Source organism: Ferrovibrio terrae (assembly GCF_007197755.1).
In the GTDB taxonomy this organism is placed as follows: Bacteria; Pseudomonadota; Alphaproteobacteria; order Ferrovibrionales; family Ferrovibrionaceae; genus Ferrovibrio; species Ferrovibrio terrae.
Genome location: NZ_CP041636.1, coordinates 2,094,661 through 2,115,543 on the forward strand (window position 1 = coordinate 2,094,661; position 20,883 = coordinate 2,115,543).

General features: G+C 64.4%; 22 protein-coding genes and 1 tRNA gene. 12 read left to right on the forward strand and 11 right to left on the reverse strand.

Annotated features, from left to right (window positions below):
- Nucleotides 1-30: 30 nt before the first annotated feature.
- Genes FNB15_RS10175 through FNB15_RS10185 form a run of 3 tightly spaced genes read right to left on the reverse strand, consistent with a single transcriptional unit; the run spans nucleotide 31 to nucleotide 2,412 of the window.
- A complete protein-coding gene (locus tag FNB15_RS10175) occupies nucleotides 31-894 on the reverse strand; it encodes an ABC transporter ATP-binding protein (RefSeq protein WP_144068594.1) in 864 nt (287 codons plus the stop codon).
- The gene (locus tag FNB15_RS10180; RefSeq protein WP_185973803.1) at nucleotides 894-1,901 is read right to left on the reverse strand and encodes an ABC transporter substrate-binding protein; all 1,008 of its coding nucleotides are present in this window, start codon (nucleotides 1,899-1,901) and stop codon (nucleotides 894-896) included. Before FNB15_RS10180 ends, FNB15_RS10175 begins: the two co-directional genes overlap by 1 nt.
- Before the next feature lie 19 nt (nucleotides 1,902-1,920).
- Nucleotides 1,921-2,412: a VOC family protein gene (locus FNB15_RS10185; RefSeq protein ID WP_144068596.1), complete on the reverse strand. Its 492-nt coding sequence runs from the start codon at nucleotides 2,410-2,412 to the stop codon at nucleotides 1,921-1,923.
- Between the two features lie 262 nt (nucleotides 2,413-2,674).
- Here FNB15_RS10185 and atzD (FNB15_RS10190) point away from each other — a divergent pair, with 262 nt between their 5' ends.
- The 8 genes from atzD (FNB15_RS10190) (at nucleotide 2,675) to FNB15_RS10225 (ending at nucleotide 11,608) form a co-directional block, all read left to right on the forward strand.
- Nucleotides 2,675-3,772 (forward strand): cyanuric acid amidohydrolase, encoded by a 1,098-nt coding sequence (gene atzD / locus FNB15_RS10190; RefSeq protein WP_144068597.1) that lies wholly within the window; start codon nucleotides 2,675-2,677, stop codon nucleotides 3,770-3,772.
- Nucleotides 3,769-4,710 carry a LysR family transcriptional regulator gene (locus tag FNB15_RS10195; protein ID WP_144068598.1) on the forward strand — a complete coding sequence of 314 codons (942 nt, stop codon included), beginning with the start codon at nucleotides 3,769-3,771 and terminating at the stop codon, nucleotides 4,708-4,710. The genes atzD (FNB15_RS10190) and FNB15_RS10195 overlap by 4 nt, the downstream gene beginning before the upstream one ends.
- A gap of 66 nt (nucleotides 4,711-4,776) precedes the next feature.
- Nucleotides 4,777-5,817: an isopenicillin N synthase family dioxygenase gene (locus FNB15_RS10200; protein ID WP_144068599.1), complete on the forward strand. Its 1,041-nt coding sequence runs from the start codon at nucleotides 4,777-4,779 to the stop codon at nucleotides 5,815-5,817.
- Entirely contained in the window at nucleotides 5,814-6,944 is a 1,131-nt protein-coding gene (atzD, locus tag FNB15_RS10205; RefSeq protein WP_144068600.1) for a cyanuric acid amidohydrolase, read from the forward strand. Before FNB15_RS10200 ends, atzD (FNB15_RS10205) begins: the two co-directional genes overlap by 4 nt.
- 95 nt (nucleotides 6,945-7,039) lie before the next feature.
- Nucleotides 7,040-8,077 carry a BMP family protein gene (locus FNB15_RS10210; RefSeq protein ID WP_185973804.1) on the forward strand — a complete coding sequence of 346 codons (1,038 nt, stop codon included), beginning with the start codon at nucleotides 7,040-7,042 and terminating at the stop codon, nucleotides 8,075-8,077.
- A 17-nt stretch (nucleotides 8,078-8,094) separates the two neighbouring features.
- A complete protein-coding gene (locus FNB15_RS10215; RefSeq protein ID WP_144068602.1) occupies nucleotides 8,095-9,615 on the forward strand; it encodes an ABC transporter ATP-binding protein in 1,521 nt (506 codons plus the stop codon).
- On the forward strand, nucleotides 9,612-10,676 hold the full coding sequence (locus FNB15_RS10220) for an ABC transporter permease (RefSeq protein ID WP_144068603.1): 1,065 nt from the start codon (nucleotides 9,612-9,614) through the stop codon (nucleotides 10,674-10,676). Before FNB15_RS10215 ends, FNB15_RS10220 begins: the two co-directional genes overlap by 4 nt.
- Before the next feature lie 2 nt (nucleotides 10,677-10,678).
- The gene (locus FNB15_RS10225; protein WP_144068604.1) at nucleotides 10,679-11,608 is read left to right on the forward strand and encodes an ABC transporter permease; all 930 of its coding nucleotides are present in this window, start codon (nucleotides 10,679-10,681) and stop codon (nucleotides 11,606-11,608) included.
- A gap of 3 nt (nucleotides 11,609-11,611) precedes the next feature.
- Here the strand turns inward: FNB15_RS10225 and FNB15_RS10230 are convergent, their stop codons facing one another.
- The 3 genes from FNB15_RS10230 to FNB15_RS10240 all read right to left on the reverse strand — a co-directional run bounded on the left by FNB15_RS10230 (nucleotide 11,612) and on the right by FNB15_RS10240 (nucleotide 12,993).
- Complete coding sequence (locus FNB15_RS10230; RefSeq protein WP_185973805.1) at nucleotides 11,612-11,947, reverse strand: RidA family protein; 336 nt, start codon at nucleotides 11,945-11,947, stop codon at nucleotides 11,612-11,614.
- A gap of 142 nt (nucleotides 11,948-12,089) precedes the next feature.
- Nucleotides 12,090-12,163: transfer RNA gene (locus FNB15_RS10235), tRNA-Gly, on the reverse strand.
- An 83-nt stretch (nucleotides 12,164-12,246) separates the two neighbouring features.
- Complete coding sequence (locus FNB15_RS10240) at nucleotides 12,247-12,993, reverse strand: ArsR/SmtB family transcription factor (RefSeq protein WP_144068606.1); 747 nt, start codon at nucleotides 12,991-12,993, stop codon at nucleotides 12,247-12,249.
- A 183-nt stretch (nucleotides 12,994-13,176) separates the two neighbouring features.
- On the opposite strand from FNB15_RS10240, the gene FNB15_RS10245 reads away from it, so the two are divergent.
- On the forward strand, nucleotides 13,177-13,404 hold the full coding sequence (locus FNB15_RS10245; RefSeq protein WP_185973806.1) for a YjiS-like domain-containing protein: 228 nt from the start codon (nucleotides 13,177-13,179) through the stop codon (nucleotides 13,402-13,404).
- Nucleotides 13,405-13,410: 6 nt separating this feature from the next.
- On the opposite strand, the gene FNB15_RS10250 is transcribed toward FNB15_RS10245, so the two are convergent.
- Nucleotides 13,411-13,929: a PaaI family thioesterase gene (locus FNB15_RS10250; protein WP_144068607.1), complete on the reverse strand. Its 519-nt coding sequence runs from the start codon at nucleotides 13,927-13,929 to the stop codon at nucleotides 13,411-13,413.
- 98 nt (nucleotides 13,930-14,027) lie between these two features.
- Between FNB15_RS10250 and FNB15_RS10255 the strand changes: the two genes are divergently transcribed.
- The 3 genes from FNB15_RS10255 to FNB15_RS10265 all read left to right on the forward strand — a co-directional run bounded on the left by FNB15_RS10255 (nucleotide 14,028) and on the right by FNB15_RS10265 (nucleotide 17,048).
- Nucleotides 14,028-14,555, forward strand: a complete 528-nt coding sequence (locus tag FNB15_RS10255) for a MarR family winged helix-turn-helix transcriptional regulator (protein WP_144068608.1) — start codon at nucleotides 14,028-14,030, stop codon at nucleotides 14,553-14,555.
- 206 nt (nucleotides 14,556-14,761) lie between these two features.
- On the forward strand, nucleotides 14,762-16,705 hold the full coding sequence (gene acs, locus FNB15_RS10260; RefSeq protein ID WP_144068609.1) for an acetate--CoA ligase: 1,944 nt from the start codon (nucleotides 14,762-14,764) through the stop codon (nucleotides 16,703-16,705).
- Between the two features lie 157 nt (nucleotides 16,706-16,862).
- A complete protein-coding gene (locus FNB15_RS10265; protein WP_144068610.1) occupies nucleotides 16,863-17,048 on the forward strand; it encodes a hypothetical protein in 186 nt (61 codons plus the stop codon).
- On the opposite strand, the gene FNB15_RS10270 is transcribed toward FNB15_RS10265, so the two are convergent.
- The 4 genes from FNB15_RS10270 to FNB15_RS10285 all read right to left on the reverse strand — a co-directional run bounded on the left by FNB15_RS10270 (nucleotide 17,032) and on the right by FNB15_RS10285 (nucleotide 20,860).
- Nucleotides 17,032-19,200 (reverse strand): FUSC family protein, encoded by a 2,169-nt coding sequence (locus tag FNB15_RS10270; protein ID WP_144068611.1) that lies wholly within the window; start codon nucleotides 19,198-19,200, stop codon nucleotides 17,032-17,034. The genes FNB15_RS10265 and FNB15_RS10270 overlap by 17 nt on opposite strands.
- A gap of 75 nt (nucleotides 19,201-19,275) precedes the next feature.
- Nucleotides 19,276-19,797: a GNAT family N-acetyltransferase gene (locus FNB15_RS10275; RefSeq protein ID WP_144068612.1), complete on the reverse strand. Its 522-nt coding sequence runs from the start codon at nucleotides 19,795-19,797 to the stop codon at nucleotides 19,276-19,278.
- Nucleotides 19,794-20,288 carry a GNAT family N-acetyltransferase gene (locus FNB15_RS10280; RefSeq protein WP_144068613.1) on the reverse strand — a complete coding sequence of 165 codons (495 nt, stop codon included), beginning with the start codon at nucleotides 20,286-20,288 and terminating at the stop codon, nucleotides 19,794-19,796. The genes FNB15_RS10275 and FNB15_RS10280 overlap by 4 nt, the downstream gene beginning before the upstream one ends.
- Entirely contained in the window at nucleotides 20,285-20,860 is a 576-nt protein-coding gene (locus tag FNB15_RS10285) for a helix-turn-helix domain-containing protein (RefSeq protein ID WP_144068614.1), read from the reverse strand. Before FNB15_RS10285 ends, FNB15_RS10280 begins: the two co-directional genes overlap by 4 nt.
- Nucleotides 20,861-20,883: the final 23 nt, after the last annotated feature.

Here is a 20,883-nt window from a genome sequence, read left to right on the forward strand (position 1 = left end):
TGGCAAAGGCCTGCAGTCTCGCAGCAGCGGTCACAGCTTGGCCTCCCGACGGAAAATCTCCAGGCAATGGCTCTTGATTTGCACGAATTTCGGGTCGGACAAGGTATCCGCGCTGCGTGGCCGCGGCAGCGGAACCTCCACGAAGTCGGCGATCCGCGTCGGGCGCCGGGTCAGCAGCAGGACATAGTCGGCCAGATAGACAGCTTCCTCGAGATCGTGGCTCACGATCACCATGGTGGTATTGGTTTCCATGAAGGCTTTCTGCATCTGGTCCCGCATGAACAAGGTCATCTCGTAATCCAGTGCCGAGAAGGGCTCGTCGAGGAACAGGACCTCTGGCTCCATGACCAGGGAGCGCATGATCGACACGGTCTGCTGCTGCCCGCCGGACAACTCGTAGGGGTAGCGGTTGAAGTCGATCTTGACCTGGAAGCGCGACAGCAGGCGCTCGACGCGTTCTTCGCGTTCCCGCCGGCTCAGCTTCATCAGCTTGAGCGGATAGTGGATATTGTCGATGGCGCGCAGCCAGGGGAATAACGCTTCGCGGTAGTTCTGGAAGACATAGCCGATGCGGGTTTCTTCGATGGTTTTGCCATCGAAGAGAATTTCTCCTGCATCCACCGGCATCAGGCCGGCGATCATGTTGATGATCGTGCTCTTGCCGCAGCCATTGGGGCCGAACACCGACACGACCTTGCCGCGCGGCAGGTCGAGATCGAAGTTCTGGTAGAGCTGGCTGTCGCCGAACCGTTTCGACAGGCCGCGCACAGTGATGTGTGTGCCAGGCGGGAACCAGCGATAAGAGGGTTCCTGTGGCTGCGAATGCGCCGCAGCCGAGGCAGCCACCGGTTCGCCCTTCACCAGCCTGATCGCTGCCTTTGCACCTGCCAGCATCAGCTTGCGGCTTTCCGGTCAGGGCTCACGAGATACTTTGAGGTATCGATCTTGTCCTTGATCACACCGGATTCGATGGTGAAGTCGATGACCTTCTGGAAGTCCTTCTTATCCTGTGCCGAAAGCTGGTCGACCATCATCATGCGCGGCAGCGGAATGGTCATGGCAAGTTCGGGCGGTGTGAACGTGTTGCCCTTCAGCAGTTCGCGCGTCGTGGGATCCTGCTCGATATCCTTCAACGCCTTGCGCCAGGCCGCCGTGAAGCGCCGCGCGACATCAGGACGCTCTCTCAGCATCTTGCCCGTGATGGCGCCGCCCGCCATATAGGCATAGGCCTCCTCGCGGCCGATGATGTATTTCGACACCACGCCTGCTTCAACCGTATTGGCAGCGCCGCTCTTGTTCATCACGGTGGCATTCGGTTCCAGCGTATATCCGGCATCGAAGGTGCCCGCCTTCATAGCGTCGGCATGCAGGTTCATCGCAAGTTCGGTCAGCGTATAATCCGTGCCTTCCTTCATGCCCACCGCGCCGAGCACCGCGCGGGCCATGGCCATGTTTCCTGCCCCCGGCGCCGACATGATCTTCTTGGCCGTGCCCTTGAGGTCCTTGACCGACTTCGCGTCAATTCCGTTCTTGGCAACAAACTGCTCCATCTGCGCGAACTTGTTCTGCCCATAGAGCGACATGTAGTAGAGCAGGCCTTCTTTCTTCGTGTTGCCGTTCATGCCGTCGACGGTCACCAGGTTGGCGCCGGCATCCAGGTCGTTGGTCAGCATGCCCTGCACGATCGGTGGCGCGCCCATCAGCTTGACCATTTCGGCGTCGATACCCTGCTCCTTGAAATAGCCGCGCTCGGCCGCGACGAAATACGGCAGCGCAGACGAAACCGGGAAAACGCCGACCTTGACCTTGTCGGCTGCCATCGCCCCCGCGCTCCACATGGCGGTCGCCAGCGCCGCCGTGGCAAGGAGTGCGGTTTTCAGGATATCACGACGATATTTCATCTCTGGCTCCATGCGTGGTTCAGGCGATTTCGTATTGTGCAGCATCGAAAAAAGATGTGCCGGCGGCATAGCGGCGGGCCGGCGACATATCGGGCGGTGCGCCAGTTTCGGCGCGGCCATCGAAGGTCAGCTCAAGCTGGACACCATTCGGGTCATAGACAAAAAGCTGCCAGTAGGTGGTGCCGGGAACGAGGAATTCCCGCCATTCCAGGCCAGCGTCGCGGATGCGGGCTATGAAGTCGTGGTAGCCGATCGCGGTCAGTGACAGATGGTCGATCGCCGCCGTGCCGCGCGGTGCCACGCCGTCTTTGCCCAGGGCAGGGCCGCCAGCATAGATGTGGATGATGGCTTCACCGACCGGCGTCGGTACCGCAATCCAGGCGCCGGGATAGCCGAAATCCGGCCGTGCGACTTCTGCCAGACCCAGAACGTCGCAGTAGAAACGCCGCGTCATTGCAAGATCGCCGGTCTTGATTGCGACATGAAATAAGCCGGTGATCGTGCCTCGCATGGCAGCGGAACCTTTGGTCAGCGGTCTTGTTCGTCTGCAAACGTGCTGTCGAAGAATTGCAATCGTCATGCCAGCGCGAATTCCTGCCGAAGCGGTACGCCCGCGGTGCTTATGCCGCGTTTGATGGCGGCAGTACTGACCAATCGTTTGGCAACAGCCTGCAACAGGGCATGCCGCGCCCATTATTTGGGCGAGGACGCTTTCGCCTCCACGTATTTTTGCCGGTACAGGACTTGCTACTCGCAGGATCAAAGGAGTCATCATGCAAGCGTCCGTCTATCGCCTGACCATGAGTCATCCGGGCGACCTGTCCGAACTCGCTGCGCTCTTCGAGTCCGGCAGCCTCGATCCGTCGCATGTCATTGCCGTGATCGGGAAAACCGAAGGCAATGGCGGTGTGAATGATTTCACGCGCGGCTATTTCACCCTGGCTTTTGCAACCCTGATGGCAGGGAAGCTGAAGTTGGATATCCCGCAAGTGATCGCAAGCATCCCTTGCATTCTCTCGGGCGGCACTGAAGGCGTGCTGACACCACATTATACTGTCTTTGCCAGATCCCCGGCATCGGCGCAGCCCGATGGCAAGCGGCTTGCGATTGGCGTGGCGTTCAGTGTGCCCATGCTGCCGGAACAGATCGGGCGCCAGGCACATATAGATGCGGTGGCTACGGCTGTGCAGGCGGCGATGGCGGATGCCGGCCTCGAGAATCCAGAGGATGTGCATTTCGTGCAGGTCAAGACACCCTGCGTGACCTTGCCGCGCGCCGAAGAGGCGACGCGGCGCGGCGCGCAGGTGCTGACCGCCGATCCGGGGCGCTCGATGGCCTATGCCAGGGTGGCGGGCGCCTTTGGCGTTGCTCTCGCCCTGGGCGAAACCACGGCCGCGGCAGCTAGCGAGGTGGCGATGTTCGCTGATTATGGCATCTATTCTTCCCGCGCCAGTATTTCATCCGGTGTCGAGATTGAGGCCAATGAAGTCATCGTGCTGGGCAACAGCGCAGCCTGGTCCGGCGACCTGCAGGTTTCGCATGCCGTGATGCAGGATGCACTGGATATCGGCGCTGTCAGTCATGCGCTGGCGGACCTCGGCATTCCCGCGCTGCCGCAGGTCTCCGCGCAGGATGCCCCGCGCCTCAGGGCGGTCTTCGTCAAATGCGAACCGGCCCGCGCCGGCAAGATCCGCGGCCAGCGCCACACCATGCTGGAAGACACGGATATCAACGCGCAGCGCCATATCCGTGGCGCCGTCGGTGGCCTGGTCGCCGGCGTGACCGGAGACACCAGACTCTTCGTTTCGGGCGGCGCCGAGCATCAGGGGCCCGATGGCGGCGGCCTGATCGCCGCGATTGCGCAAGTATGAAACAGCTGCCGCGTGCCCGGGCGTTCACGTATTTTGAGGCGGTGGCCCGCTTCGGCTCGATCCGCAAGGCCGCCTCGGACCTGAGCATCGCCTCATCCGCGGTGAACCGCCATATCCTGGATCTGGAACAGGCACTGGGCGTCGAACTGTTCGAGCGGCTGGCGCGCGGCGTGCGGCTCACCAGTGCCGGAGAGCTGTTGCTCGGCCATCTGCGCCGCACCTCGCATGACTTCGACCTCACGCTGTCGCAGATCGAGGAACTGCGGGGGCTGCGGCGCGGGCATATCCATCTCGCGGTGATCGAGGCGGTGTCCGGGGTGGTTGCCGAACAGATTGCGGCCTTTCAGGCCAGCCACCCGCGCGTGACTTTCGTTGTCGATGTCATGGGCAGCCAGGAGGTGGTCGGCGCGGTGGTGCGTGAGGAAGCCCATATCGGCTATGCCTTTAACCCGCCGGCAGACCGCCGTTTTGCGATTGTTGCCGAAGCGGGGCAGAGCCTGCAGGCGATGATGGCGCGCCATCATCCGCTGGCGGGCCATGACAGGCTGCGGCTGAGCGATTGCCTGCCATTTCCCATACTGCTCGGCGATGAAAGCCTGGGTGGTCGTCGCCTGCTCGATTCCGCCACCGAAGGCTCATCATTATCGCTCAGCCCGGTCGTGACCGGAAATTCGGTCGCCGTGATGCAGACGATGGCGGCGCGCAGCCAGGCGATCTGCTTTCAGATTGAAATCGGCGCGCGTGCCAATCGTGCACTGGTCGCGATCCCGCTGATCGACCGCAACCTGCGCGGCAGGTTGGTGATCGGTACCAGCCGCAATCGCCAGCTTCCGGTCGCAGCCGCGGTTTTTCTGGAGAGTCTGAAAACCGACCTGATCGCGCGCCAGGGCCGCCGCGGTAGATCTGAGCGAGCTAAAAATCAGAGCAGTGCAGTCTGAATTCGCTGCTTGTCGGCATCATTATCGGCGGGCTTACTGAAATCAGGCCGCAGATGGGGGAGCAGGATGAGCGACAGCAGACTGCATGATGTGCCGCTGATCGATGTCGCGCCCTTCCGTACCGGTGATGCTGCCAGCAGACGCCATGTGGCGGCCGGGATCGACCGGGCCTGCCGCGAGATCGGCTTTTTCAGCATCACCGGCCATGGCATTGCCGCAGCCGAGCTCGATGCGATGCGCACAGTCACACGCGGGTTTTTCGGCCAGCCGCTAGCCGACAAGCTGCAGATCGCGCCGCCACGCGGACAGAAGGGTATCCGCGGCTTTCGTGCCGTCGGCGATGAAAGCCTGTCCTATTCGCTGGGTGAAGCCGCGCCGCCGGATCTGAAGGAAACTTTCCGCATCGGGCATGTGGAGCCGGGTGAGGACGCCTATGCCGAACGCGCCCGTGGCAGCTACTACGCGCCGAATTTGTGGCCGCAGCAGCCGGCGGATTTCCGCACCGTCTGGACCCGGTATTACCGGCAGATGGAGCAGCTTGCAGCCCTGCTGATGCAAAGCTTCGCGGTCGCGCTCGATCTGCCGGAGAGTTTCTTTGCCGGCAAGATCGACCGGCATATCAGCCATCTGCAGGCCAATCTCTATCCGGCCCAGCCAGACGTGCCGCTGCCCGGCCAGTTGCGTGCCGGCGCGCATACCGATTATGGCAGCCTGACAATCCTGCTGCAGGAAAATGTCGCCGGTGGCCTGCAGGTCCGCACCGCCGGTGGTGGCTGGGTGAACGTGCACACCGCACCCAACGACTTCGTGATCAATATCGGCGACCTGATGGCGATGTGGACCAATGACCGCTGGGTCTCGACCCTGCATCGCGTCGCCAATCCGCCGCGCGATCTGGATGCCGAGCAGACGCGTCGCATGTCGCTGGTCTTCTTCCATCAGCCCAACTACGACGCCGGAATTGCCTGCCTGCCGACCTGTCAGAGTGCCGACAAACCGGCGAAATATCGACCGACCACATCGGGGGATCATCTGCTCGCCAAGATCGGCAAGGCCAACACCATGGGTCGGGAAAGCGAAATGACCAAGGTTCCGGTGCACGTATGAACGCGCTCAGCAATACCGCATTCGAATGCTGCGTCACGCGCGTTCCGATGCAGCATCCAGGCGATATGAGCGGCATTGAGCGGCTGTTCGATCAGGGCGCCATGGCGCCCGAGACGGTGATCGCCATCCTGGGCAAGACCGAGGGCAATGGCTGCGTGAATGACTTCACTCGCGCCTACGCGGTGTTTGCCCTGCAAGTGATGCTGGCGCGGCGGCTGAAATCGACCCCGGAAGAGGTCGGCGAACGCGTCGCCATGGTGATGTCGGGCGGCACGGAAGGCGGCCTGTCGCCGCATTACATCGTGTTTTCCGTGAAACCGTCAGCGCAGCGCCTTGAGAATGGCCAGAAGGCGATGGCCATCGGTACGGCTTTCACGCGCAGTTTCCTGCCCGAGGAAGTTGGCCGCATGACCCAGGTGGAGGCCACCGCAGCAGCAGTGGCGCAGGCCATGCAGCAGGCCGGTATCGCCTCTGTCGACGACGTTCATTATGTGCAGGTCAAATGCCCGCTGCTGACCTCGGAGCGTATTGCCGAGGCCCATGCGCGCGGCCAGGCCGTGGCGACCGAAGATACCTATGCCTCGATGGGATTGTCGCGCGGCGCATCTGCGCTGGGTGTCGGGCTTGCCCTGGGCGAGGTCGATGCCACCAGGCTGAGCGATGCGGCGATCGGGCAGGATCTGACATTGTGGTCGGGCCGGGCCAGCGCTTCGGCCGGTGTGGAGTTGACGCGCAATGAAGTGATCGTCATGGGCAATAGCGAGGCCTGGGCCGGCGACAGCATTATTGCCCATGCGGTGATGGAAGACGGCATCGACTTTCCTGCGGTCGGCCGTGCCTTGCGCGCTGCCGGACTGCCCATTGACGGCCAACTGCCCGAAAGCGCGGCAAATCGCCTATGTGCCGTGCTGGCAAAAGCCGAACCCGCGCGCAGCGGCCGCATCCGTGGCAACCGCCATATCATGTGGGACGACAGCGATATCAATGCCACGCGCCATGCCCGTGCCCTGGTCGGCGGCGTGGTGGCTGCCGCGATCGGACGCACGGATCTGTTCATTTCGGGCGGTGCCGAGCATCAGGGTCCCGATGGTGGCGGCCCGATTGCCGTCATTGCGCGGCGCGCCTGACGGCGAATGGCGCAGTTATTGCACCGCATACCGCTGCAATGGCGCAGCGGGAGACTTCCCCAGCAACGGCTGCCGAACCAAAGGAGGTTCTTGCCATGATCACTCAGCAAAAACAGACGCGTATGAAGCATCGCCTGACATTCACCGGATTTGCGCTTGCGGCACTCGGCCTCGCCGTCGCGGCGCAGCCTGCACTCGCGCAAACCAAGGTGGCCATGCTGCTGCCAGGCAGCATCAACGACCAGAGCTGGAACGCACAAGGCTATGCCGGCTTGATGAAAATCAAGGAGAGTGGGTATCAGGTTGCCTACTCGGAAAACGTGCCGGCGGCGGATCATGTCGAAGCCATGCGCGATTACGCGCGCCAGGGCTATAAGATCGTGATCGGTCATTCCGGCCGCTTCCTATCGGCGGCGCAGCGCGTTGGCCCCGAATTCCCCGAAGTGCAGTTCGTCGCCGGTGCCGGTGGCGGCGGCCTGGGCAAGAATGTGATGTCGATCGATTACGACAACACGCATTTCGGCTGCCAGCTCGGCGTGCTGGGCGCGCGCATGAGCAAGACCGGCAAGATCGCCGGCGTCTATGCCCTGGAAGGCCTGCCCAATATGGTCGCGCAGGTCGGCGCATATCGCCTTTGCGCCAAGCGTATCAAGCCCGATATCGAAGTCTCGATCATCTATATCAAGGATATCGAGGATGCCGCGGCAGCCAAGGAAGCAGCCTTCTCGCTGATCGCGGGTGGCGCCGATTTCGTGGCGGGCAAACTCAATGCCGCCCAGGCCGGCCTGATCCAGGCTGCCAAGGAGAAGAATGCCTTCACCACCGGGCGTTCCTTCGGACACACGGCGATTGCGCCAGAGAATGTCATCACCAACGTGGTCGAGAAATGGGCCGACATGTATGCCGCGACGGCGGACGCGGTGAAGGCCGGCAAGCTGTCGGGCGAGTTGGTGATGTATGGCTACAATACGCCCGCCACCAGCGGCGCGGCCTTGCAGCAGACGCCGGAACGTGCCTATCACCCCGCGGTGCCGGCCGCCGTTGTGGCTGAGCTCGACAGCTACAAGAAGATGTTTGCCACCGGCGAAATGAAGCTGGTGCCTACCAAGGACGACGCGCGCGGCGGCAAGTAAGACCGAAAGACCGCGCCATGAAGCCATTGTTGGACATGCACGGGATCGTCAAGGCCTATGGTCCCGTGCGTGCCAATGATGGCATCTCGCTCACCGTGCCGCCCGGCAGCATTCTGGGGCTGCTCGGCGAGAATGGTTCGGGCAAAAGCACTCTGATGAAAGTGCTGTTCGGCATGGTGGCGCCCGATGCCGGCAGCATCCTGTTCAAGGGCAAAGAACTGTCCGGTCATACGCCGGGCGAGGCCATCGCCGCCGGCATCGGCATGATTCACCAGCATTTCATGCTGATTGAGGCGATGACCGTCACCGAGAATATCATGCTCGGCTGGCAGGCGGCGGGTCGCTGGCTGCGGCGCGATGCCATCCGCGACCTGCTGCGCGAGACCAGCGCGCGCTACGGCCTCGATCTCGATCCCGATGCCCTGGTGGCCGACCTGCCGCTCGGCCGGCGCCAGCGTGTGGAGATTCTGAAAGCGCTGCTGCGCGGCGCCGATCTGCTGGTGCTGGATGAGCCGACCTCCAATCTCAGTCCGCCGGAAGTGACCGCGCTGCTGCAGATCATGCAGCGCCTGCGCGATGAGGGGAAATCCATCATCTTCATCTCCCACAAGCTGGGCGAGGTGATGGAGGTTTGCGACGATATCGTGGTGCTGCGCGACGGCAAGGTGGCCGGCCGCACCGCAGCGGCAGAAACCGACCGCGCCGCGCTGGCCCGCATGATGGTGGGGCGCGATATCGCCGCGCCGCTGCATCGAAAGCCGTCTCCGGGCGGCGCCGCTCTGCTGAGCCTGAACGGCATCGCCACCGCTGCAGATCAGGGCGTGGCGCTGAAGGATATTTCCATCGACGTGGAGGCTGGTGAAATCCTTGCCATTGCCGGCGTCGATGGCAATGGCCAGCTGGAACTGGCCGAAGCCGTTGCCGGCCTGCGCGATCTCGTTGCCGGCCGCGTTCTGTTGGATGGCGCCGATCTCAGCCGTGCCGGCATCGCCGCCCGCGTGGCAGCGGGTGTGGCCTATATGCCGGCCGACCGGGCGCAGACCAGCCTGGTGCAGGGGATGAGCATCGCCGAGAATCTGATGCTGCGCGATGCCAGCCGCGCACCCTATTCGCGCGGACCCTGGCTCAATCGCGCCGGCCTCGCCACTGCCGCGCAGCGACTGGTGGCCGCTTTCGATATCCGCACACCCAGCGCCGACCTGCAGGCCAGGCAATTGTCCGGTGGCAACCAGCAGAAGATCGTTGTCGCGCGTGAGATCGACCGCGGGCCGCGTCTGCTGATCGCCCATCAGCCCACCTGGGGTCTCGATCCCGGCGCCACGCGCTTTGTCATGGACAGTATCCTGGCGTTGCGGGATAGCGGCGCGGCCGTGATCTACATCTCGTCCGAACTCGATGAGGTTCTGTCGATCGGCGACCGGATCGGCGTGCTGTTCGACGGCCGCCTGGTCGGTGTGGTGCCACGTGACGCCGTCGATGTCGGCCGCATCGGCCTGATGATGGCCGGCAGTGCGCTCCCGACCGGGCAGGCCGCATGAGCGAGATTGCCGCGGGAATTGCCAAGGCGTCGCGATGGCAGGTTTACATCCCTGCCTCGTTGCGCCGCGCCGCGCTGGCCGTGCTGCTGGCGCTCGTCTGCACCGGACTGCTGATCGTGTTTTCCGGCAAGGACCCACTGGTGGCCTATCGCGCCATGCTGACCGGCGCCTTCGGATCGTTCGACCGTATCGCCGTCGGCCTCAACAAGGCGACGCCCTATATCCTCACCGGACTGGGTATCGCGCTGTGCTTCCGCGCTAGGGTCATCAATATCGGCGGCGAGGGCCAGATCGCCATCGGCGGTCTCTGCGCCAGCTGGGTCGGCATCATGCTGCCGCTGGCACATCCGGTTCTGGCAATCGGTTCGGCGCTGCTGGCCAGTATTCTGGGCGGCATGATCTGGGCGGGGCTGGCCGCTGCCATTCATGTCGGCCGCCGCGTGCATGAAGTGCTGGTCACGCTGCTGCTCAATTTCGTTGCGCTGCTGATCGTCGGCGCTGCCCTGCATGGCAGCCTGGGCGAAGATGGCGCCGGTTTCCCGCAATCGCCGCTGCTGCCGGCCGAGTACTGGCTGCCCAAACTGCTGAAGGGCACGCAGCTGCATTACGGCATCCTGATCGCCGTTGTAATTGCTGGCCTGTCGCACGTCTTCCTCTGGCATACCCGCTATGGCTTTGCCCTGCGCGTCTTCGGCAGCAGCCGACCCGCCGCGCGTTATGCCGGTTTCTCGCCAGCCGCCAGCACCTTCACCGTCATGCTGCTGGCTGGCGCGCTCGCGGGCCTTGCCGGCGGGATCGAGGTCCTGGGGATTCATTATCGTTTGATCGAGGGCTTCTCGCATGGCTTCGGTTTCAATGCCGTCGCCATCGCCCTGCTGGGCGCGCTCAATCCGCTGGCTGTCGTGCCAGCCGGGCTGTTCTTCGGCTTCCTGGAGACCGGCGCGCTGGCGATGCAGCGTCAGGTGGGTGTGCCGTCCTCTCTGGTCACGGTGATTCAGGGCCTCACCATGCTGTTCGTGCTCGCGGCGATGGCCTCGGCCAACCGCAAACCCGGGAGCTGAGCATGGACGCCGCCACGCTCGACTTCCTGGTTTCGGCGCTGCGCATCGCCACGCCGCTGCTGTTCGCGGCACTGGGCGGCATCCTGTCGGAACGTGCCGGCGTGTTTGCCGTCGGGCTGGAAGGCATGATGCTGGCCGGCGCCTTCGGTGCCGCCATCGCGGCTTTCATCACCGGCAGCGCGATGCTGGGCCTGGTGGCGAGCCTCGCCTGTGGGGCCTGCCTGGCTGGCGTGGTTGCCATCGTCACCGTGCGCTTCGGCGCCGAGCAGATGGTGACAGGTCTCGCCGCCAATATTTTTGCCATCGGCCTTACCAGCTTCCTGCTGCGCAGCACTGTCGGTCGCGGGCAGGCGCCGGTGATCCAGGTGCCACTGCTGCAGGCCTGGCCGATCCCCGGCCTGGCCGATCTGCCCTGGATCGGCCCGCTGCTGTTCCAGCAGCCGCCGCTGACCTACCTCGCGCTCGGGATCACCGTTCCGATGTTCTATTTCCTGATGCGCAGTCAGGCCGGATTGACACTGCGTGCCGTGGGCGAGAATCCGCAGGCCGCCTATGCCATCGGCGGCGATCCGGTGGCGATCCGCATCTGGGCGGTTCTGGCTGGCGGTGCGATTGCCGGGCTGGGCGGCGCCGTGCTGGCGCTGCAGCAGATCGGCACCTTCACTGACGCGATGACTTCGGGACGGGGTTATCTTGCCCTGGCCGCGATCATTGTCGGGCGCTGGATGCCGTTCGGTACGCTCGTGGCCTGCCTGGTCTTCGGCGCGGCCGAGGCGCTGTATCTGCGGGTGCAAACCATCGGTCTGCCTATCAGTTCATATGTCGTGCAGATGCTGCCCTACATCATCGCCATTGTTGTCCTGGCGCTGATGGGTCGCGCGGCGCGCCTGCCCGCTGCCATCGGCACAGCCTATGACCGTGAGGCGAAATAGCGGTCAGAACACCGCTGCAATTGCATCGATTTCGATCAACCAGTCCGGATTCATCAGTCGCGGTACGAACAGGATCGTCGAGACCGGGCGGTGATCACCAAGAAAGCCGGTGCGGATCTTGTTGAGGTCGGCTTTCAGCGTATCGGTCATCTCGACGGCGCTCGTGAAATAGATTCCCGTGCGCACGATATTCTGCGGGCCCATGCCGCCGGCGCGCAGCACGGCTCCGACATTGGCCCAGGTCAGTTCAGCCTGCCGCAGAATGCCATCGCCCAGTTTTCCATTGGCCTCTTCACCCACCTGACCTGAGACAAAGAGCCAGCGCTTTGGCGCTGGCATGTCCAGTCCCCAGCTTATGGGGCCGGGAAGCGGCGCGGTATCGACGGGGTTATGCAGGGTGAACATGGCTTCCTCCGGAATTCATGTCCTTCCCGGAGCAAAATTTGTGCCGCCTGTGGCCGCAGCTTCATCGGCTTGGCGCTGGAGCGGGTGAGGGGAATCGAACCCCCGTCGTAAGCTTGGGAAGCTTCTGCTCTACCATTGAGCTACACCCGCTGAGCCGGAACAGGCTGTGCCGGGAAGATAGCCAACGAAACAGCGAGTTACAACAGCGCCACAGCGTTTTGAGGACCCCCGGCTTAGTGCACATCAGCCATGGCGGCGGCGATCTGGTCCGGCGTCAGGTCGAAATGCTGCGCCAGGCCGGCCTGGCCGGCGCGGGTCAGCGTCACGGCGCGGCTGTCGCGCCGACGCTCCAGCCAGCCCAGTTCGAAACAGCGCTCGGCCAGCGCCGCCCCCAGGCTGCCGGCCAGATGCGGGCTGCGCTCGCTCCAGTCGAGGCAGGCACGTGCGAAACGGCGTTTGCCATTGGCAAGGCTGTCGACATCAATCCGGAGTGTCGCGAACAGCCGCCGGCCGGCTGTCGTCACGACGAAATCCTCCGCCTCGCCGCCGTCGCCTTCGCCGGCCGGCAGAATGCAGCCGCGCGCCACCAGCTGGTCGAACAGGCAGACGCCGAGCTTGCCGGCGATATGGTCGTAGCAGGTGCGGGCGGCACGCAGCGCGCCGGCCACGCGGGTATGGTGATGATGTTTCGGCAGCACCCGTTCGCCGGCCAGCGCCATCAGGCTTTCGATGGCGGCCGCAACCTGTGAATTGGCGAGATGGTAGTAGCGATGCCGGCCCTGTTTCGCGAGACTGAGCAGCCCGCCCTCCGACAGCTTGGCGAGATGCCCGCTGGTGGTCTGCGGCGACACGCCGGCAATCTGCGCCAGTTCCTTGGCGGTGCGGGCGCGGCCATCCATCAGCGACTTCAGGATGTTGGCGCGCGCCGGGTCGCCGATCAGCGCGGCGATCTTGGCGACATGAGGTTCGTTGCTGCTCATGCGCTGAGTCTAGGCCGCGGCGCTTTTGTCGTCCATCCGCAACACTTCGGCCAAGGTCGAAGTATCCGGGCCGTATTGTTTCAATGATGACAGAAGGTGACAGGGCAGGGCGATACAGTCATTCCAGCGTCATCGCCATCCGGCAGAGTGGCGCGGCAGATAAAAAAACAATGGAGCCTCGCCATGACCCGGACTGCGATGACAGTTTCGCACGCCCATACTGCTGCTTTTCCGCTGCTGCACCGCTTGCAGCAAGGCGCGACCGGCCTGCTGTTGCGCCTCGCTGCCGCCGAACGCGAACGGCGCGAACGTCGCCAGATGGCCGAGCTCTGCGACGCCACCTTGCGCGATCTCGGCCTGTCGCGCGCCGATATCTGGGGCGAACTCGACAAGCCGGTATGGCGGCGCTGAATTGCGTCAGATCGGGAAAATGAGGCAGGTCGTGGTGCCGGTGGCGAGGATCTTGCCGCTGGCATCGACAATGCGGCCTTCCGCGGTGCCGACGCGATTGCCGACCTGGATCGCGTTGCCCTCGGCATAGACGGTGCCGGTCTTGTCGCTGATGCCGCGCACCAGGCTGACCTTGTATTCCAGCGTGGTGTAGCCCATGCCCTTGGGCAGCATCGACTGCACGGCGCAGGACATGCAGCTGTCGAGCATGGTGCCGGCAAAGCCGCCATGCACGCTGCCGATCGGATTGTAATGCTGCCGCTCGGGACGGGCGGCGAAGACGACGCGGCCCGGCTCGGCCTCGAAGATCCACATATTCATCAGTTCGGCGATCGGCGCGCCCGGCAGGTCGCCGCTCATCAGCTTGCGAAAGAGCTCGATGCCAGATAGCTCGCGCAGCGTCTCCAGCGGTACCGGCGCATAGGTGCCGCCCTTCGGGGGATGCAGGTCGGCGGAGCGTGTGGCGGGCTGCGGGGAGGCGGACATCGGAAGGCTCCGTGTGGTTTGGGTCTGGCCGGCAGACAGTGCGGCGGTGCCGGGAGGGATGGCTTGCCGGTCCGCCATTTGTCGTGTATATACACGTCATGAAAGGCAAGCCGCAAGCCCTCTCTCCGCCGGCGCAGGATTTCGCCCTACCGCCGCCGATGCCGGACGGCACCGAATTCTGCCTGTGCTTCCAGCTGCGGGCCGCCGCCCGGCGGGCCAGTGCGCTCTATGCTGAACGGCTCAGCCCCATCGGGCTCGGCCTGCCGCAATACAGCCTTGTCGGCATGGCCTGGGCCTGCGAGAAGCGGAATGGGCGCCCGCCCAGCATCACCGAACTGGCCGCCGCGCTGGATCTCGACCGCACCACGCTGAGCCGCAACCTGAAACCGATGATCGCGGCCGGCCTGGTCGAGGTCGCGCCGAGCGGTCATGGCCGCGCCAAGCTGGTGCGCGCCACGCGGGAGGGCCGCGCTGCCTATCGCGCCGGCGTGGAGCTGTGGCGGGCGGCACAGGACGAGGCCCACGTGGCGCTCGGCGGGCAGTTCGACGGCCTGATGCAGGCGCTCGAAACCACCATTGCCGGGTTGCCTGCAGCGGCGGGCAAGACCATCGCCAACGATCTCTGATCTGTCGGAATTTCGGCGCGCCCGCCAAGACTTAAGTCTAGAGCGGGCCTATGCTTTGGTCGAAAGCCGGGGCGGCCCGCCTTGTTCCAGTCCAGCCTTGCGGGCATCATTGCCGCCATTGGGGAAACGCCCGCCGGTTGCGGCGGCCAGAGCATGAGTCTGGCCGCGCGGGCCGGCCGAAATTCTGTGGGAAGGGAGCCGACGTCATGGCTGACAATGAACTGTTTCCGGTCGCCGCCGACTGGGCCAAGCGCGCCTGGGTCGATGCCGGCAAATACAAGGCGATGTACGAGCAGTCGGTGCAGGACCCGTCCGCCTTCTGGGGCGAGCAGGGCAAGCGTGTCGACTGGATCAAGCCCTACAGTCAGGTCAAGGACGTCTCCTTCGACAAGGCGGACCTGCATATCCGCTGGTTCGCCGATGGCGTGCTGAACGTCTCGGCCAACTGCATCGACCGCCATCTGCCCAAGCGCGCCAGCCAGACCGCGATCATCTGGGAAGGCGACGATCCGTCGAAGGCGGAAAGCATCACCTACCAGCAGCTTCACGATGAAGTCTGCCGCATGGCCAATGTGATGAAGGCCAAGGGCGTCAAGAAGGGCGACCGCGTCACCATCTACCTGCCGATGATCCCGGCCGCCGCCTATGCGATGCTGGCCTGTGCGCGCATCGGCGCGGTGCATTCGGTGGTGTTCGGCGGCTTCTCGCCCGACAGCCTGGCCAACCGCATCCAGGATTGCGACAGCCAGTTCCTGATCACCGCCGACGAAGGCCTGCGCGGCGGCCGCGGCGTGCCGCTGAAAGCCAATGCCGATGCGGCGCTGAAGACCTGCCCGAATGTGAAGACCGTGCTGGTGGTCAAGCATACCGGCGGCAGGATCGAGATGGCGGCCGGCCGCGATGTCTGGCTGCATGACGAAGCCGCCAAGGTTCCCGCCACCTGCGCGCCGGAGCCGATGAATGCGGAAGATCCGCTGTTCATCCTCTACACCTCGGGCTCGACCGGCAAGCCCAAGGGCGTGCTGCACACCTCGGGCGGCTATCTCGTCTTCGCCTCGATGACGCATCAGTATGTCTTCGACTATCACGACGGCGACATCTACTGGTGCACCGCCGATGTGGGCTGGGTCACCGGCCACAGCTATATCCTCTATGGCCCGCTCGCCAATGGCGCCACCACGCTGATGTTCGAAGGCGTGCCGAACTATCCGGATGCCTCGCGTTTCTGGCAGGTGATTGACAAGCACAAGGTCAACATCTTCTACACCGCGCCGACCGCGATCCGCGCGCTGATGCGCGAAGGCGAAGCGCCGGTGAAGAAGACCAGCCGCGCCAGCCTGCGCCTGCTCGGTTCGGTCGGCGAGCCGATCAATCCGGAAGCCTGGCTGTGGTATCACCGCGTGATCGGCGACGGTCGTTGCCCGATCGTCGATACCTGGTGGCAGACCGAGACCGGCGGCATTCTCATCACGCCGCTGCCCGGCGCCATCGACCAGAAGCCGGGTTCGGCGACGCTGCCCTTCTTCGGCGTCAAGCCCGAGCTGGTGGACGGCGAAGGCAAGGTGCTGGACGGCGCCACCGAAGGCAACCTGTGCATCAGCGACAGCTGGCCGGGCCAGATGCGCACGGTCTATGGCGATCACCAGCGTTTCATCGACACCTACTTCAGCACCTTCCCCGGCAAGTATTTCACCGGTGACGGCTGCCGCCGCGACGCCGATGGCTACTATTGGATCACCGGCCGCGTCGACGATGTGATCAATGTGTCGGGCCATCGCATGGGCACGGCCGAAGTGGAAAGCGCGCTGGTCGCCCATCCCAAGGTGGCGGAAGCCGCCGTGGTGGGCTATCCGCACAACATCAAGGGCCAGGGCATCTACGCCTATGTCACGCTGAAGACCGGCATCCAGGCGACCGAAGAGCTGCGCAAGGAACTGGTGCAGCATGTGCGCACCTTGATCGGCCCGATCGCCTCGCCCGACCTGATCCAGTGGGCGCCCGGCCTGCCCAAGACGCGGTCCGGCAAGATCATGCGCCGCATCCTGCGCAAGATCGCCGAGAACGAACATTCGGCGCTGGGCGATACCAGCACGCTGGCCGATCCGTCGGTTGTCGATGATCTGGTGAATAACCGCATGAATCGCGGCTAAGCTTTCCAGCGAAGCTGAACAAGTCAAAGGGCGTCCGGAGTGATCCGGGCGCCTTTTCCGTTCATGGCCGCAGCTTTCATGCGAAGCGTGGCCTTTGTGGAACCCCGGTCGCAGTCAGGGCTTCTTCATAGGACGAGAAAACCAATGGAGATGCAGCATGGCAACGCAATCGGAATACGGCACCAAGGAACGCGCGGAATACGATACCCGGGAGCGCGTCGTCTCGACACAGAAGGCGCGCAGCGGCATAGAACTGCACAGCATGCGCTACGTGCTGGGCTTTGGCATCGCCGGCGTGGTGATCGCCTTCTTCCTGGCCTGGTATTTCATGTTCCGCGTTTAAGTGAGTAAGGACTCGGTGCCACGGCCATGCCGGCTGCCAGTTCGCTGATCTGCCGGGCAACCGTTTCGGCCTGCTGCAGGCGCTGCATCAGCGCCGCCGTCATCTGCCATTGACCCTGTGCGTTCTGGGCTGACGCAGTATCGGTTGTCGCCGGCTCAGCCTCGCCGCCGAGCAGGCCGATCAGCACCGGGCGATGCTGCGCCAGCAGGGTTTCGGCCGTCTTCGCATCGAGATCGCGCCCGCGCATACGCAGCAGCACATGCAGGGCAGCGAGCTGCGCCATCATGCGATAGTTGGCCGAAAGAAATGCCTGCAGCCGCGTGATGTCGGCCTCGCGGGAGCCGGGTTCGCTGGCCAGCCGCTGCAGCGCCCCGGCGAAATCCGCGCCGGCATCGAACAGGTCCTTGCGCGCCAGGCGATAGCTCTGCTCGGGCGGATTGCGCTTGAGCGCTTGCCGCGCGTATTTGCGACTGGCGCGCAACAGGGCCGCGCTCAGCTGCGGCAGATCCTGGCGCTCCCAGTAAGGCAGCAGGAAGCTGAACAATGCGGCGATGGCGGCACCCAGGCCGGTATCGAGCAGTCGCTCGGCCAGCAGCGATCCGCCGGCCGGGCTGAGGAAATGCATCATCAGCAGCGCCATGACGCAGGCGGCCACCGAGGTGATCAGGTAGCGCACCGGCGCATAGGCATGCGCCAGCGCGATACTGGCGAAATACAGCGCCAGCAATGCGGGATCGGACAGCAGATGCAGCGCCACGGCCGCCAGCACGCAGCCGATCAGGTTGCCGATCAGGCGGTCTTTCTGGCGCTGGCGGGTCGCGCTGTAATTGGCGCGCATGATCACGGCCACGGTCAGCAGGATCCAGCTGCCATGGCTGAAATACTTCGTCAGCATGGCGGCCAGCGCGAAGGCGCAGAGCATTGCGGCCGTGAGACGCAAGGCATAACGGAAAATCGGCGAGCTCAGGCGCAGATGCCGGCGGATCAGGCGCAGGCGATACGGCCGGGGCGGCAGGAATTCATCCAGCTTGATCAGGCCCAGCAGGTCTTCGGCCGCCTCCGGTGCGCGAATCACGGCCTGCAATCGGTCAATCGCGTCGATGGCATGGCCGATGCGTTCCAGCACGGCGCGCAGTTCCAGCAGGGCGGCGCCATGTTCGGTATCGGCATCGCTGCCATCGCCGAGCGGTGCGACATTTTCCAGTGTCTCGGCGATGGCGATGAATTCGTTGCGGACGGCCTGCAGCGACGGGCTCGGTTTGCCACTGCGGATTTCCTCGGCAATATCGTCCACCAGCATGGCGGTGTGCAGGATGCCGATGCGGATACGGTTCAGCAGCGCACCGCTGTCGCGCTGGCCGGAGAACTGGCGCTGCAGCAGCCAGTAATCGGTCTGGCTCGACAGGATGGTCTCGAAGGCATCGAGCGCCGCGATCAGCCCGGCCGCCATCTGGCGCTGCCGCTGCGACTGCATATGGCGGAACAGCAGGTTGCGGGCAGTCTCCACCCGCTCCATCAGCGTGACCTGCCGCTCGATCAGCGTGGCATAGCCGGTTTCGATGCCGGTGCGGCTGTCATAGAGAATCGCCTTGGCGCGGATATAGTCGGCAAAGGCCTCCAGCGCGCCGGTCAGTGCAATCTGCTTGTGCCGCGCTTCCAGCAGGTGGCTCATCGCCAGTCCGAAAGCCGCATAGGCAGTGGCGCCGGCAAAAAACAGCAGGGCATGATGCACCGCTGCCATCCCGCCACCGATCTCGACACCAAGCGCGAACACCACCGACAGGATCATCGACATGCAGAGCGCCAGCGTGGTCTTGCCGTAGATCGTCAGCATCGCGCCGACGAAGCTGGTGATGGCGACGACGAGCGCCTGCAGCAGCGGTTCATGCCCGGTCAGCCCGATCGCCAGCGTGGCCAGGCTGTCGAACACGATGGCGATCAGGAAGGCGGCGCGCTTGTAGGCATGCGGCACCGGCGTATCGACGATGCTGACGCAGGTGGCGCCCACCGCCACCACGGCGGCTGCCGCGGGCCCGAGCCAGAGCCCGGTGGCCAGCGCCACGATGGCGACGCCGCCAGCGGCGGTGGCCCCGCTCAGCAGCTGCTGCGCCGGCAGGGTGAAGATCGAGAAATGGAAATCACGCGACATCATGCCGGCCGATCCTAACGCGGGATCTGGCCCCTCGCGAAGTGTTACGCCCGGGCTTGCAGGATCGGGCGTGCGGGATCAGGCCAGCGGTTTGTAGAAAAACGCGCAGGGCTGCAATGCCGCGCCATCCGCCGCCAGCGCATAGCCGGGCAGGATGCCCAGCAGGGTATAGCCCAGCGCGTGATAGAGCGGCTCGGCCGCGCTGCCGTGTTCGGTGTCGAGCGTCAGCAGCGTCAGGCCGCGCCGCCGCGCCTCGGCTTCGGCCGTCTGCATCAGTCGGCGGCCCAGTCCCTGCCGCCGCGCGTGACTGTGGACCAGCAGCTTTTTCACATCGGCGCGGTGCTTCTGGTTCGGCGGCGTGTCCATGCCCAGCATCACGGTGCCGACGATGTTGCCGGCTTTGTCGCGCGCCACGAACAGCACGGCGCTGCCATCGCGCAGGGACGGTAGTTGCCGCTGCCAGAAGGCACGGGCTTGGTCCATGGCGAAGGGCTGGAGGAAATTGACGCTGGCGCCATGCAGCACGCTGTCGTGCAGGATGTCAGCCAGCGCATCCAGCTCGGTTTCTGCCGCCGCGGCATCCAGACTGGAAATGGTCATGCCTGAAGCATCCTCTGCAGGAACACCAGATCGAGCCAGCGCTCGAATTTCCAGCCAGCCTCGCGGATCACGCCGGCCTGGCTGTAGCCCAGCTTTTCATGCAGGCGCAGGCTGGCGGTATTGTCGGCGGTGATCCCGGCGATCATGGTGCGCAGGCCGTGGTCTTTCGCGATCTGCAGCAGTGGCGCCAGCAGCTGTGCCCCAATGCCTTTGCCACGGCTCTGCGGCGCGATGTAGATGGCGTTTTCCACCGTGTAGAGATAGGCCGGCCAGGGGCGGAACGGGCCATAGCTGGCATAACCCAGCACGCTGCCGGCGTCTTCGGCGACCAGCACCGGCAGGTTCTGCCCGGCTTTCATCTGCAGCCAGTCGCGCTGCGCCTGCGGCTCGCGCGCCGTGTAATCGAACACCGCGGTGGTGTTGAGCACCGCGTCGTTGTAAATGGCGCGGATCGCTTCCGCGTCGTTCACTGTGGCATCGCGAATAATCATCGGGCTTTCCGTCGGGCAATGATCACGAGATAGCGGCAGGGCTCGCCGGTTTGGTTGGTGAAGACATGCGGCTGGTCCAGCGCGCAATGCAGGCAGTCGCCGGCGGCGATGCTGAAATGATCGTCGCCACTGCTGAAGCGCAGCACGCCGCTGACGCCGAGGATGTGCTGGTCATAGGCGCCGGACGGCAGCGCGGGATAGCTGATCCTGGCGCCGGGCGGCAGCGTGGCCTGCACGATCTCGACGCTCGATCCGGTGCCGGCCGGCGTCACCGCGCGGCGCTCGAAACCGGTTTCGGGGTCGCGCCAGACTGGCTGCGCGGCGGCGGTCAGCAGCACCAGACTCTTGTCTTCCACGGCGGCCATCAGCCCCGACAGCGTGATATCCAGCCCGGCGCAGAGCCGACCGAGCAGGGCGGCCGTCGGGCTGGCCTCGCGGCGCTCGATGCGCGAGATCATCGCCTTGCTCACCGCGCTGCGTTCGGCCAGGTCGGCCAGTGACAGCGCCAGTTCTTCTCGCCGGGCCTTCAGTCGGGCGGCAATGCGGTCTTCTATGTTGTCCGTCTCGTTCATAAGACAATCGTCTATTATCAGGG